Here is a 13,582-nt window from a genome sequence, read left to right as displayed (position 1 = left end):
TTAGATTTTATAATCTATATCAATTTACTGGCGGGATTATCTTACAATTCCTCTTAAATAATAATAAAATTTTTAATAAACTAAATCATAAAATTTTATATGCAATTACTAATTTAACGGAATTTAATAAGATATATTGACGAATTTTTAAGCAAAATTTATATAAATTTTAAAAAGTATATGAATTTGAAAAACAAAGGATTTAAAAATTTAAAATTCCGCCGCTTTAAAATAACGTAAGCGACGGAATTTAGCGTTTATCGGCGTTTGGTCTTGCGATTATGATAGCACTAGCACCGGTACAAGCGCATTGTGCAAGATGTCCTCGGAGACGCTGCCTAAAAAGAGCTTTTTGAAAAAGCCCTTCGTAAAGGCACCGGTAGCGATCAGATCGAGGTTATTGGCGCGGCGATATTTGATGATCTCATCGGCGGGCACTTCGGCTTGGATGAATTTGAAAGTGGCGTTTTGAGTGCCTAAAATTTCGCGCGCTAGATCCAGCATCCGCTCACCCTCTGCGGCACCCGCATTGATGTGCAAGACATGCTTATGTGCGCTCGCAAGAAGCTTTGAACTCTTTATAAACTCAAGCGTGCGTTTCGCCGCGTCAGTGCCGTCAAACGCGATGAGCACGGAGTTAATCGGTGAAAATTCCTTATTCACGAGCAGCGACGGCACGTGAAGCTCCTTTATCAGCACGCTTGCGTTAAAGCCTACGTCCTCGTTATTTGAGCCCTTGATACCGAGTACAAAAATTTCAGCTTCGTCCTTGTACTCAGCGATAACGTCGATAAAATCGCCATCTTTAATGATCTTACTCGCCTTTACGCCCGCAGTAGTCGCAGCGCAGATATATTCATCCAGCATCGCTTCGGCTTCTTCGTGGTCTTTCTCCGCATCCACGCCGCCTAGTGTGGGACTTCCGTAGCTATTTGCAAGGATATCATTCTCTCCTAGGACGATTCCGCCTGCGGCTAGCCCATAAAAATTCTCGCCAAGCTCCGGGATTTCAACCACGTGAATAAACACGAGCTCGGCACCCAAGGTTTTAGCGACGTAAATTCCGTAATCTCTAACCGCCGGGGCAAGCGCATTTTGATCGACGCAAGTGATGACCTTTTTCATTTTTCGTCCTTTTAAAGATAAAATTTTAATCGAAATAAGCTTATCAAATTTTGTATAAAAGTTATTTAAATTCGTTAGATTTGAATGCGGAGCGGGCGATTTTGCAAAATTTCAAAGCCGTGCCGCAATAGGTTTGTAAGGCGTGGGCGCGCTTGTGGCAAGCTAGCTCAGGCTCGGCGTGACAACTAGCGAGCAGTTACAACGTAGTAGCAGTGGGCGACTAAAAAACGTTGCGGATGCGGCATGCAGAAGTATGGCGCGGGCGATTTTGAAATTTATCAAGCCGCTAAAGGCGCGGTTTAAAGCGCCGTTATTGCGGTTAATAGCCCAAAGATGATCCCTGGGAAATTTGCTGCGGCGAGCGGATAGTCCTTTTTGGGCTTTAGCAAGTCGTAGCTAAGCTATATCGTGCAGTTTCTCGCGGCTGCGAGCGGCTGGAGAAACGGGACTTTGTTGCCGTCTAAATTTGCCATTATGCTCGGCACATAGGATACATGCGTTATGACCGACAGGCATGTGCCCCCCCCTAACCTAAAATTTGTAAATTTCTTTCGCTCATCGGCTCTGCTTGTTTTTAATATACGTTTTAAATTTACGAATGAAACGGAGCGGGATTTTGATACACCAAAGATAAGAAACAAATTGAAAGATAGCTAAAAATAAAATTTGACTTTAAATTTATCGCGGCGGCTCCTCGCCTGCTTGCATCTGCATAAATTTTAAAGCGGCGTTTGAGGTGTACATTTAAAAACGGCGAAATTTAAAACGCCAGGCGACAGTTGAAATTTAAATTTTAAAGAGATAAAATTTTAAACGACTGAAGCCAAATTTAAGTAAAATTTTACAGGAGAATTACGGTAAAATTTCAGAAATATGAGTAAATTTCTTAGGCATTAAAGATAAGAGTATTTGCTCTAAATGCGGAGGCGAACTGCAAGATTATGCCGAGATAGAAAAATCGGATCAAATAGAAAAGAATAAAAAGCTTGAGAAATATTATAAATTTGAAAAAAAGTGGCTAAAGAGGGTGCAAAATCAGCGCGATGAGGAATAAAATTTTAAAAGATAGGCGCAGTCTTAAGGTATAAAATTTTAAAATTACGTATGTATTTGCAAGGAATATTATAAGACGTTATAAATAGAATTCCGACAAAGGGGGCGAAAATAAGATGAAAATTTTGACATTAGTATCAGCCATAATTTCTACAGCGGTATTTAATAGCCTAATATATCCAAATAAAAGATAGGGCGCATTTCAAGTAGGAGGAGAGATGAGAAATTTTGTTATATCTTTTGTCGCGTTATGCCTATATGGGTGCAGCCCTACGATTTTAGGGCATAAAATCACTTTTGCAAAACACGAAGACGGTGCCTTTTACGGCGAATGCGGCGAAAAAATAGATCAAAAAATTATATATAAATTTAAAGATGGCGTTATTCGTAAAATTTTCTATGAAGATAAAGAGGAATTTGCTTATTATGATGAGATAGTCATCCCTATCCAATCCTGCGAAGGCGAATGGTGTAAAATTTACTATCCCTGCGACGAAACGGAGTATTTCGTAAAGAAAGATGACATAGCAAAAAGAAAGTACTAGCCGTCGGGCGAAAGATACTTAGCGCGGATTTTAAAATTTCAATACGTGCAGAGTATCCAAGCGAGCATAACGTAAATTTAAAGCGGGTTGAGAAAGCAAATAAAATAAGAAGGATTCAAAAATGAAAAGCGTAAAAGGTATTTTCCGTTATCTTTTTCCGGTAAGAGATGGACGAGAACTGTATGGACTTAAAATTCCAAAAGGGCAAAGCGGTCGTTTTGGAAAAGAATTTATATTCGAGCCCGAATCGATTGCGAAATCGGACGCGCAAAAACTCGGTCTAAAAATAGATCCAAAGCTTTTAAGCGATAAGCGAATTAAATTTCATATACGCGATATGTATTATAAGACATATTATGATATAACATCTTTCGGTATCGATGAGAGCTACGCCGATTCGCGGCAAATAGATCTTGATTTGGAAGACATAAAACAAATTGTAAAATCGGATGCAGACGATCCTTATTATGTATATGGCTATAGCTTAAACATAGAGCAGATGAGATCTTTTGGATACCTTGATATGGTTAAGCCCGGTTTTTCATACTTCTTTGGTTCCTCTGCCGGCCATGAAAGAATAATCAAAGCTCCAAATAGTGGCGATAAAAATATAAAAGGCTGCTATATAAATGTCTTTGATAGCGATACGGAAGCCTTTTACGTGGCGTTATTGGACGTTAAGCTGCCTTTTAGCGAAGTTGCAAAAATAGTCGCTCCGCTGAGCATAGAGTCAAATATCCACTATTCTTATAGCCTCTCCGAAGAGCAGATTATAAAATTGGGGTTTCCTGAAATTTTAAAAGAAAATGGCGGCAAAATCGACGCTCAAATATCGGTAGAGATAGTATAATCTAAAATTTAGCCGTTAAATGGATAAAACAATGCAGCCCAAAATTAGAAATTTGTGTTTATCGTTAGAAAATAGAATTTTAAATCTACATCCTTTTAATCCCGAGCAAATATGCTATTGCATAGCGGCATGGTTTATGGAAAATAAAATTTTGTTTCTTATGAAAGAATACGACGGCTGTGGTTTAGACGAACTTTTAAAGTTAAATTTTAAAGATTATCCGACCGAGCTATCGATTTACGGCGACGGAAAAGCGAAGGATCTCTTTGGCGTAAAGATCATCAAATCGGACAAATACCGCTTGATAAATAAAATTAGAGCATTGAAAGATCAAAAGAGCTTAAGACTAGCCTACGAGGAATTAAACTCGATTGTATTTGATAGCTTGGTAGTTAGCGTGGATTTGGACTTGGCGTGCGAATGCCCGCAATGGTCGCCTAGCGATTACAGAGTTATGTTAAACGAAGCGACGGACGAAATCGTTTTTGCCTGTATAAACTGCGAGAAGAAATTTTATCCGCATACTCTTACCGAGTGCCAAATAGATTGTAATCTTGCTATTCCTAAACGCGAATATTTTATCAATTAACTATTTCAATCATTTCTTTTATAGCCAACTTTGGTAGCCAAGAAAGACGCGGGCGGCAAGGGCTAAAATTATTTAACCCAGTCTAAATTTAACTCGCTCCGGCGTATTAAATTTCACGATCGATTTGCGCTGGGGCGCCCGGACATCGCCAAACCCGAGCGCCGCTTGCTATCAAAGCTTTAAACGCAAAAAGGTTTAAAAGCTCAAAACTGCCCGAAAAGATCGTTCAGCGCCTCGCTGATGCTAGGATGCGTAAAAATTTGATTTTTGAAGAAGTCCGCCTTCGCGCCCAGTGCCATGGCGATCGCCAGCTCATTAACGATCTCGTGTGCGTTTACGCAGTGAAGCGCCGCGCCTAAAATTTCGCCGCTAGCCGCATCCACGACCGCTTTCATCATTCCCTCGTCGTGCGCTACGACCTTGGCGCCGGGCACCGCCGCCATTGAAAGCTTCAACACCTTGATTTCGCGTCCGCTCGCTCTTGCTTTGCGTTCGCTAAGACCGATGCGAGCTAGCGGCGTGCGGGTAAACAGAACGCTTGCATGCGGTGCGCGGTTTTTCGTAGTGCGCGCGCCGTCTCCGAAAAGCGCGCTAAAAATGATTCTAAAATCATCCAGGCTCGTGTAGGTAAACATCTCGCCGCCGCGCACGTCGCCTGCTGCGTAGATGCCAGCAGCCGAGCTTTGCAGATGCTCATTCGTGATGATATTGCCGTGCGCGTCCGTCTGCACCCCCGCAGCGGCTAAATTTAGCTCATTCGTATTCGCGCGACGCCCAAGGGCGTATAAAAACGCATCCGCCGCGATCGTTTCGCTCTCGCCCGCGAGGTTAAATTTTAGCTCCCCGCCCTTTAAGCTCAAAAACTCGCAGCCCTCGATAATCTCTACGCCTTGGGTCTGCAGAGCGGATTTGACGCTGGCGGCCACGTCCTCATCCTCGTTTTTCATAAATTTCGATCGCATAAGCACGCTAACTTTCGAGCCAAATCCCGCAAACATCGAGGCAAACTCAAGCCCGATAAATCCGCCGCCGACGATTACTAGATGCTTCGGGAGGATCTTTAAATTTAAAATTTTTTCGCTACTATAAGCGATCTGCGAGCTTACCTCAAAGCTAGGCTCGACCTCCCTCGAGCCCGTATTTACGACGATCGTTTCTGCCGAAATTTCACGCGTTTGTCCGTCAGGACTTAGCACGCGCACGGAATTGGCGCTCGCAAAAGAGCCCTCGCCGTCGATTACGTCGATATTTGGGCTTCCCTTTAGCATGGCTAAATTTTTCGCCCTCAGCGCCTCTACGAGCTCGTCCTTTTTCTGCATGCTCAGCACGAAATACTCTCCGAGCACGCTGAAATTTACGAAGCCTGCTTCCTTGCTCGCCGTAACTAGCCGCTTGGTCGGGATGCAGCCTACGTTGATGCAGGTGCCGCCGTACATCTGCGGCGAGCGCTCGATGAGAGCGACCTTTTTGCCCAGTGCGGCGGATTTTGCGGCAAGGGTTTTGCCTGCTTTGCCAAAGCCTATTACGATGATATCATAATCCATTTTTTATCCTTTTGATCTGAAATTTCGCGGGATTATAAGAGGTTTTATTAAATTTAAAATCTGAGTGGCACAAATTTAAAGGCGCAGACAAGAGGCGCGAAATTTAACGGCAAAATTCTAACTACGGCACGGAATTTAATACGGAAAATAAAAATTTCAGCTCTAATCGTTTCAAAAATTTTGCATCAATAGAATTAAAATTTTAAGCGCGGGATACGTGGCATTTTATAGCGCTTGGTAACGGATAGAATCCAAGCTACAAAATCCAAGTCCCAAACCGCTCATAAAATTTAAAGGTGCAAAAAACGCGGAATTTACGCCGTAAAATTCCGCCATTAGCGCTTTTTTACGCCGAGCAAAAACATATCGATGCGGTCCTTGATTAGCTCGCTCGCTTTAAAATTTAGCTTTTCGTCGAAAAATAGCAGCCTGCTAAAATGCGGCTCTCTAAGTAAAAAGCAAAAATATAGCGCCAGGCTTTTTGCCGTGCGTCCGGGCGCAAACTCGTCCGCATGCGCCGCCAAATACTCATCCAGCGCATTCGGCGAACCTAGTACGCCGCTTTTTAAAAAGATTTTTGGGCTCTCGCTAAGTGCTCCGTTAAAGCCGCTGAAAAGTATCAGTCGGTAGAATTTTATCGCTTCCGGAGCGAAAAGAAACTCCAGATAAATCCCTGCAAACTCCTGTAGATACTCACGCAATTTTAGGTCTTTGTTGATTCGCATGCGCTCGTTCATTCGCTCATCAAGCTTTTTGCTTTGCAGTTCGATGATGCGCAAAAATAGGCTTTCTTTGTTATCAAAATACTTATAAACCGACGATAGCGAGCCGCCGCTAAGCTCGATAATATCGCTTAAGCTCGTAGCCTCGTAACCTTTGGCTAAAAACAGCTCCAGCGCCGCGTCTAAAATGAGCTTGCAGCGAATTTCGGATTTTTTATATTTAGGCGATTCGGGCATTTCGCCTCCTTTGAAATACTAAAATTTTTTGTAAGTGTATAAAAAATATACTTAATTAAGCAACATTATTAGGCTAAAATTCTAAAAGCTTAGCAAAAAATAATTTTACGCGGCTTTGCAAGCGAAGCGAAATTTTATATCGTGCGGGCGCAAGCGAGCGGAATTTTATCGCGCGCCGGCTGCGGCAAGGCGGAATCTATCTTTGTAAACGAAGCGTTTAATGCCTATTTTAGGCAAATTTAGCAATAATTACCTAAAACGCTAAAAGGCATCTTTGTATGAAAAAAGTCTCGATCGGCGAAGCAGCCGAAATTTTAGGAATTTCAAAAGAAGCCGTCTACAACCGCATCCGTAGAAATTCCTTGCGTGCCGAGGAAAGCAGCGGCGTGCGCTACGTGCTTTTAGATGATGAAATGCAAAGCGAGCCCGCTTCGCAAAGCTCTGCAAAAAGCACGCGTACTGGCGGCACAGCTGGCACTCAAAGCTTCATCGACTATCTCATCAAAGAAATCTCCGAGCTAAAAGGTAAAATCGAAGCGCTGCAAAGCGATAAGGACAGACTTCACAAAGAAAAAGAGGAAATTTTAATCGCCTCAAAAGATGAAATCAAGCTGATGTATAAGGAGCGCGACGAGAAGCTCAGGTATTTTTTGTCATTTTTCGATAAACCGCTGCTTTCGAGCAAAAGCCGCGAAGCCAAACCCTACGATGTCGAAATCAAAGAAAAAACCTTCGATCGTAGCGAATGGACGAGCCTTGCAAAATTCGTAAAATCGCTCAAACGCAAAAAGCGCCTCAAAGCGCAAAGCCTAATCATCGAAAACATCGGCAAGAGCGAGTTTATCCGCGTCGAGGGAAACGAGCTTTTGATAAATCAAAGCCTAGATATAAAATCACTGAAAGGATCCAAATGAAACTACGCAAAATCGCTAGCTATGCGTTGGTAAGCGGCTTCGGGCTCGTTATGGCAGGCTCGTTAGCGGGCTGCGACGATAGGGGGCAGGAGCAAAACGTCCGCCTACAAGAGGGCGCGCTCGTGCGGCTCGAAGAGGTCGCGCCGGGAAAATATAAAATTTTAGAGGAATTTCCGAGCGAAAAAACCCAGATCATCCTAAAATCGCTCGACGGCACGGAGAGAATTTTAAGCGATGAGGAGACTAAAGCCCTTCTAGCCGAAGAAAACGCTAAAATCGACGCCGGCACTTCAAATTTAACGAACCAAAACGCGCAGCTTAGCAGCGGCGGCATGAGCCTGGGCGAAGCGATCTTGGCAAGCGCCGCGGGCGCCATCATCGGCTCGTGGATCGGTGGCAAGCTGTTTAACAACCCCGCCTATCAAAGCCAGCGCCAAACCGCCTACAAAAGCCCGAGCGCATATTCTAGAAGCGTCGATAGCTTCAATCAAGCAAAGCAGCAAAACGCCAAGGCGCGAAGCGGCAAGAGCGGGTTTTTCGGCGGAAGCAAGAGCGGCAAGAGCGGCGGATTTTTCGGCGGCTAAGCGCGCTTTGAAATATAACGGCAGCTTTGCACGGCTAGTTAAATTTAGCGCGTAGAATTTTAAAATTTGCGCCAAATTTAGCATTGATTTGACGCAGGTTTTTCAAAAACGCGCTGCAAAATTCGGCTAAATTTCATCGCTTCTGCCGCGCATGATCCGCACCGTCTGCGTGCCGTTTAAATTTAACCGCGAGCATCTTTTCGAGCGGCTTAAATTTACGCACGATCGCCGCGATAATCTACGCCGATTAAATTTTATCGTGCGCCTTGCGCGCTTTAAATTTACGCGAAGCCGTATGCGTATCAAAAGCTCGCAAAAGCCACAAAGATCGCGGCGCAAATGAATTAAAATTTTAAAAAAAGGATAAAAATGCAACTAAAAAAGATAACGCCGTTAAGCAACGAATATCTCGAAAGGCTCGGCTTTTACTGGCACACGGACGCGGACGAGACCCCTTACGTCAGCGATGAGATCGTGCGCGTGAGCGCCGCGGAGGCGGATGCGTATTACGAAGCGGCGAACGAGCTATACGAGATGTTTGTTGCAGCCGCGCAGTATGTCATCGACAATAACCTTTTCCACGAGCTCGGTATCCCCTTCAACCTCGTAGATCTAATCAAACAAAGCTGGGAAAACGAGGTGCACTGGCACCTATACGGGCGCTTTGATTTCGCGGGCGGGCTGGACGGCAAGCCTATCAAGCTGATAGAATTTAACGCCGACACGCCAACGGCGGTGTTTGAGACGGCGATCATCCAGTGGGCGATGCTGAAAGAAAACGGCATGGACGAGGCGAGCCAGTTCAACGACCTCTACGACGCACTGCGCGATAATTTCAAGCGGCTCGTGGTGCTTGACGGCGAGCTGGAGGATTTTTCTAAATTTTACGAGGGGTGGAAAATTCTATTTAGCAGCGTCGCGGGCAACATCGAGGACGAAAAGACGACGAAGCTTTTGCAGCAGACCGCGGAGGATGCGGGCTTTAAGACGCGCTTTGCCTACGTGGACGAGGTGGAATTTAACGACGAAGAGGGCGTGTTTTTTGACGGCGAAAACTACGAGTATTGGTTCAAGCTAATCCCTTGGGAAGCGATCGCGATTGAGGAGGGCGAGCTTGCGCTCATCTTAAAAAACATCGTGCAAAATCAAAAGGCGATCATCCTAAACCCCGCATACACGCTGCTTTTCCAAAGCAAGGGGATTATGAAAATCCTGTGGGATCTGTATCCGAACCACCCGCTGCTGCTGCAAAGCTCCTTTTCACCGATCATCGGCAAAAAGATGATCAAAAAGCCGTTTTTGGCGCGCGAGGGGGCGAACGTGGCGATTTTCGACGCCGACGGCAAAAAGATAGAGGAAAACGGAGGCGAATACGGAAATCAGAAATTTTTATATCAGGAATTTTACGAGCTAAACAAAGACGAGCGCGCCCAGAGCTACCAAGCGGGGGTGTTTTTCGCCTATGAAGGCTGCGCGCTGGGCTTCCGCAAGGGCGGCGAGATACTCAATAATCTCTCAAAATTTGTGGGGCACTACATCGAGGATGCAAAGTAGCGGCGCGGCAAATTTTAAAAATTTGAGAAATTTTAGGGCGGCGGCTCTTGGCGATAATTTTGTGGCAAAGCCCTCGCGGCAGTAAATTTTATCGCTCGGCAGCAGCGGAATTTAACGCTAGGAGGCTACGGTAAAATTTAACGTAACGGCGCGACCAAAATTCCGCGCGGATAAAATTTCGAGCAGGTTAAATCGGCGCGAACTAAAATTCCGCGCAGAGCAAGATTTATACGAGCTAAATTTTAAAATTTAAGCGCGAGCGGCAAAAATTGATCTCTCGCTTCGGCGTAAATTGAAATTTCAAATTTAGACGTAGGTTTCAGCGGCGGTAAAATTTTATCGATTGCTTCGGCGCGGATTAAAATTTTAAAATTTAACGCTCCGCGCGCTGCAAGCATTAAATTTCGCGAAGACAGAATTCGCGATAGTAAAATTCCACTAGAGCAAATTTACGCAATAGCCAAATTTCGCGAGGCTAAATTTTACCGCTTAAGCGCCGCGATCCGACCGCGCGACGGAATTTAACAACTAAATTTAGCCGCGCGGGCGGCTTAAATTTTAAAACGCAAAGGGGGAAATATGAAAATCGTATGTTTGGATGCCGCGACGCTTGGAGGCGATGCCGATCTTAGCGAGATCGCAGGCTTGGGCGAGTTTGAAAGCTACGAGATGACCGAGCCCGCGCAAACCGCACAGCGCCTAGCCGGCGCGGACGTCGTCATCACCAACAAAGTCCTAATCACGGATGAGATCATGGCGCAAACCACGCTTAAGCTGATCTGCGTAAGCGCCACGGGCACGAATAATATCGACATGCAGGCAGCGCAGGCTCGCGGCATCGCGGTGAAAAACGTAGCGGGCTATTCGACGAACAGCGTCGTGCAGCAGACATTCGCGTCGCTGTTTGCGCTAACCAACGCGCTCGGATACTACGCAGATTACGGCAGCAGCGGCAAATGGTGCGAGAGCGAAATTTTTACTCACATTGACGCGCCCATCAGCGAAATTTACGGCAAAGAGTTCGGCATCATCGGGCTTGGACAGATCGGCGCAAAGGTCGCCCGCATCGCCGCCGCGTTCGGCGCGAACGTGAGATACTACTCCACCAGCGGCGCGAACGATAACGGCGAGTTTGCCAGAGTGAGCCTGGACGCGCTTTTGAGAGCTTGCGACATCATCTCGATCCACGCTCCGCTAAATGAAAAAACGGCGGGATTGATCGGCGAGGCGGAGCTTGCAAAGATGAAAGAGGGGGCGATCTTGATGAATTTCGGCCGCGGCGGCATCGTGGACGAGGAGGCGCTGGCTCGCGCCGTGGACGAGCGAGGCCTGCGCACGGCGCTTGACGTGCTGCAAACAGAGCCGATGAGGGCGGATCATCCGCTGCTGCGAGTAAAAAATCGCCGCAACGTCATCATCACGCCCCACATCGCATGGGCGAGCATCGAGGCCCGCAAACGGCTAATAAAAATGATCGCGCAGAATATTAGGGATTTTCTCGCCTCCGCAGAAGCGTAGCTCTTGCAGCGCGATCTAAAATTTCGTCCGCGAGGAGCAGATTGCGACCCTACAGCGAAAAGGTTTAAAATTTTATTCGCAGTGTAGGTATAACTCTTTTGTAGAATAGCAGAATAAGCCGCAAGTTTGGAATTCTCGCGGTGCAAATATGGCGGGGTTTGAAATTTTAACGCTACAACATGATTTGAATTTTTACCTAAGCGACAGACTGACAAATACGCCCGCAAGCCCTGTGGATATAAAATTTAACAGAGGCGCGCCTTGCGAGCGGATACTTGCGGTTCTTAGCGTGACGGCGGCGCCAAAATCATACTCCGCGGGCTTGCAACGTCTTGAAATTTTACACGCTTAAAGCCGTGCGGCGCTTTTGAAATTCCGTGAGATTCAAATCCGAGTTACCGCTTAGAATTTCATGCAAATGAAGCCCTATGTATTTTTGCCTCAATGTGATCATGGGCTCGGCAACTTTTACCGCTTCTTTAGAGCGGCTAAGGTTGAAATTTTACAAAGCACGGACAGCGATAGCGAAAATTTTACGGCGCATATGACAGCGGCGCATGAAGATGAATTTATGATATCAACGTAGCGCGACGCAAATTTGTCGCTGAAATTTTCTCAATCAAAGAGGCGATTTTATTAAATTCATCATCGGCAACTTTAAAATTAGCGTTATTAAGCATAGATCGTGTCCTTTAAAGGCTAAGAGCCAAAGATACCTTTACATAAGCCATAAAATCGTTTTTACCCTCTTCGGCGTAAGAGGACACGACGCTTCTTACAAATTTTCTATTTTCAGGGATTTTTCTATTATCTATCCACGATTTCAAAGACTTTTTTAAATCCTCTTTATCGATAGCCATAGGTAGATTGTCGTCCAATAAAGATACGTTTAGTATCGTCTGCTCTTCAATCTCTTTACCTAAAGCTCGCGTTTGTATTGCGCCGACTTCAAATTTTAAAATAACCCTATCTTTATTTTTTAGCTCGTAAAACATTCTTTACCTTTTACACTATTATTCGCCCTTGCGTCTATCGGCTTTCTCTTTAATCTCTTCTGCCGCCTTTAGATCGTTTTGTGCCTTTTCAAAGGCTTTGCGTGCTTTATCTACGCGGCGGGAATTCTTAACGCTAGCGTCTTCGGCATAAATTTTCTCCGCTTCCTCTAGCTCAACCTTTTTTTTACCATAATCCATCTGCGCTTTTTCAAGATTATTAGTCGCTTTATCTCCGCCCAAAAGCTTTGCTTTTGAGGTTACTTTGCCCGTTACTGGGTTACGTCCGATAGTGCCATCAAGATTACGCTTGGCTTGCTCGGCAGTTAAATAGCATTCTTTCTTACCCCCTACTAAAATTCCAGCAATCGCGCGAGGTCTATTTTTAGGATCGGAGCAATCTACTTTTTCTTTAGTAGTATCATTTCTTTCTTTATGAAAGACATCGGAATTAACCTCATAGGCGTTCAAATTTAAACAAACAAAAACGCTTATAAAAAACGTTAATATAAATGTTTTATTTTTCATTTTTAACTCCTTTTTTATAGCCTAAAACAAGCTATAAACCTCATCGAGCGTGAAGTGCTTTTTATCGATCTTGCCACCGTAGTATGGCTTGATATCCTCGTCAAAAGCCTTATGGAAAAATTTCGCTTTATACATTTTTACCAGGCTGCTATTAACCGCATCAAGTAGCTCGGTATTGCCCTTAGATAGGGCAACGGCGATATAATCTACCTTGCCGAGGTTGATGATTTTTGCATCAAGTGCGGCGTCGTTTCTAGCGTATCCGAGTACGACCGTATTATCGTCGGCAAAGCCTATGCCCTCGCCAGCCTTTAGCCTAGCGACGCACTCATTCGCGTCGGCACATGTCGCAATCTCATAGCCCGCGTTTTTGAAGTGCTCCTCGGCAGTTGTGCCTTTAACGCTTAGAATTTTTTTATGCGCGATCTGATCTATTCTTGAAATATTATCATCCTTACGGCTTAGCACGCCAATTTGCACTGAATAATACGGGTAAGAAAAATCGACTTTCTGAACGCGATCTTTTGTGACGGTAAGCTTGGATATGATGAGATCTACTTTATTTTGCTCTAGCGAGGGGACGCGATCTTTAGATGCTACGGCGATAAAGTCGATTTTAATCTTTTTATTGCCAAATAGATTTTTAACTAGCTCGTTTGCCAAGTCAACCTCAAAGCCTTTTAGCGTGCCGTTATCATCGAAGCTAAACGGAGGCTGGGAATCTTGCAAGCCTATGCGAATTTCGCCTGCTTGTTTGATATCTGCTAGGGAATTAGCGCAAAGCGCGCCAACACCCAGCAAAATACTTAGTAGAATTTTTTTCATAT

15 protein-coding genes are annotated in these 13,582 nt (G+C 44.8%); 9 read left to right on the top strand and 6 right to left on the bottom strand.

Going from position 1 to position 13,582, the window contains the following annotated elements; translation table 11 throughout:
* Positions 1–279: 279 nt before the first annotated feature.
* Positions 280–1,125 (bottom strand): universal stress protein, encoded by an 846-nt coding sequence (locus Q0537_RS04110; RefSeq protein WP_299225338.1) that lies wholly within the window; start codon positions 1,123–1,125, stop codon positions 280–282.
* Positions 1,126–2,396: 1,271 nt separating this feature from the next.
* Here Q0537_RS04110 and Q0537_RS04105 point away from each other — a divergent pair.
* The 3 genes from Q0537_RS04105 to Q0537_RS04095 all read left to right on the top strand — a co-directional run bounded on the left by Q0537_RS04105 (position 2,397) and on the right by Q0537_RS04095 (position 4,162).
* A complete protein-coding gene (locus tag Q0537_RS04105) occupies positions 2,397–2,723 on the top strand; it encodes a hypothetical protein (RefSeq protein ID WP_299225336.1) in 327 nt (108 codons plus the stop codon).
* 121 nt (positions 2,724–2,844) lie between these two features.
* Positions 2,845–3,573 carry a hypothetical protein gene (locus tag Q0537_RS04100; RefSeq protein ID WP_299225335.1) on the top strand — a complete coding sequence of 243 codons (729 nt, stop codon included), beginning with the start codon at positions 2,845–2,847 and terminating at the stop codon, positions 3,571–3,573.
* A 31-nt stretch (positions 3,574–3,604) separates the two neighbouring features.
* Positions 3,605–4,162 (top strand): hypothetical protein, encoded by a 558-nt coding sequence (locus Q0537_RS04095; RefSeq protein ID WP_299225333.1) that lies wholly within the window; start codon positions 3,605–3,607, stop codon positions 4,160–4,162.
* Positions 4,163–4,365: 203 nt separating this feature from the next.
* On the opposite strand, the gene Q0537_RS04090 is transcribed toward Q0537_RS04095, so the two are convergent.
* Positions 4,366–5,706: an FAD-dependent oxidoreductase gene (locus Q0537_RS04090; RefSeq protein ID WP_299225331.1), complete on the bottom strand. Its 1,341-nt coding sequence runs from the start codon at positions 5,704–5,706 to the stop codon at positions 4,366–4,368.
* Positions 5,707–6,041: 335 nt separating this feature from the next.
* On the bottom strand, positions 6,042–6,665 hold the full coding sequence (locus Q0537_RS04085; RefSeq protein WP_297897019.1) for a TetR/AcrR family transcriptional regulator: 624 nt from the start codon (positions 6,663–6,665) through the stop codon (positions 6,042–6,044).
* A 278-nt stretch (positions 6,666–6,943) separates the two neighbouring features.
* On the opposite strand from Q0537_RS04085, the gene Q0537_RS04080 reads away from it, so the two are divergent.
* From Q0537_RS04080 to Q0537_RS04055, 6 genes are all read left to right on the top strand, one after another.
* Positions 6,944–7,579, top strand: a complete 636-nt coding sequence (locus Q0537_RS04080; protein WP_299225329.1) for a DNA-binding protein — start codon at positions 6,944–6,946, stop codon at positions 7,577–7,579.
* Complete coding sequence (locus Q0537_RS04075; protein ID WP_297996142.1) at positions 7,576–8,163, top strand: UPF0323 family lipoprotein; 588 nt, start codon at positions 7,576–7,578, stop codon at positions 8,161–8,163. The genes Q0537_RS04080 and Q0537_RS04075 overlap by 4 nt, the downstream gene beginning before the upstream one ends.
* A gap of 369 nt (positions 8,164–8,532) precedes the next feature.
* Positions 8,533–9,717 (top strand): glutathionylspermidine synthase family protein, encoded by a 1,185-nt coding sequence (locus tag Q0537_RS04070; RefSeq protein ID WP_299225327.1) that lies wholly within the window; start codon positions 8,533–8,535, stop codon positions 9,715–9,717.
* Between the two features lie 579 nt (positions 9,718–10,296).
* Positions 10,297–11,235 carry a D-2-hydroxyacid dehydrogenase gene (locus Q0537_RS04065; RefSeq protein WP_299225325.1) on the top strand — a complete coding sequence of 313 codons (939 nt, stop codon included), beginning with the start codon at positions 10,297–10,299 and terminating at the stop codon, positions 11,233–11,235.
* A 148-nt stretch (positions 11,236–11,383) separates the two neighbouring features.
* Positions 11,384–11,587, top strand: coding sequence for a hypothetical protein (locus Q0537_RS04060; RefSeq protein WP_299225323.1), 204 nt, complete (start codon positions 11,384–11,386; stop codon positions 11,585–11,587).
* Positions 11,588–11,647: 60 nt separating this feature from the next.
* Entirely contained in the window at positions 11,648–11,821 is a 174-nt protein-coding gene (locus Q0537_RS04055; protein WP_299225321.1) for a hypothetical protein, read from the top strand.
* A 106-nt stretch (positions 11,822–11,927) separates the two neighbouring features.
* On the opposite strand, the gene Q0537_RS04050 is transcribed toward Q0537_RS04055, so the two are convergent.
* From Q0537_RS04050 to Q0537_RS04040, 3 genes are read right to left on the bottom strand one after another with little or no spacing between them, the layout of a single operon-like run.
* Positions 11,928–12,230 carry a hypothetical protein gene (locus Q0537_RS04050; protein ID WP_299225319.1) on the bottom strand — a complete coding sequence of 101 codons (303 nt, stop codon included), beginning with the start codon at positions 12,228–12,230 and terminating at the stop codon, positions 11,928–11,930.
* 18 nt (positions 12,231–12,248) lie between these two features.
* Positions 12,249–12,755 carry a hypothetical protein gene (locus tag Q0537_RS04045; protein ID WP_299225317.1) on the bottom strand — a complete coding sequence of 169 codons (507 nt, stop codon included), beginning with the start codon at positions 12,753–12,755 and terminating at the stop codon, positions 12,249–12,251.
* Positions 12,756–12,776: 21 nt separating this feature from the next.
* Positions 12,777–13,580, bottom strand: a complete 804-nt coding sequence (locus tag Q0537_RS04040) for a transporter substrate-binding domain-containing protein (protein ID WP_299225315.1) — start codon at positions 13,578–13,580, stop codon at positions 12,777–12,779.
* Positions 13,581–13,582: the final 2 nt, after the last annotated feature.

This window comes from uncultured Campylobacter sp. (genome assembly GCF_938017775.1).
Classification (GTDB): Bacteria; Campylobacterota; Campylobacteria; order Campylobacterales; family Campylobacteraceae; genus Campylobacter_B.
The sequence above is the reverse complement of the archived record's forward strand: the minus strand, read 5'-3'. Positions and strand labels throughout refer to the sequence as shown.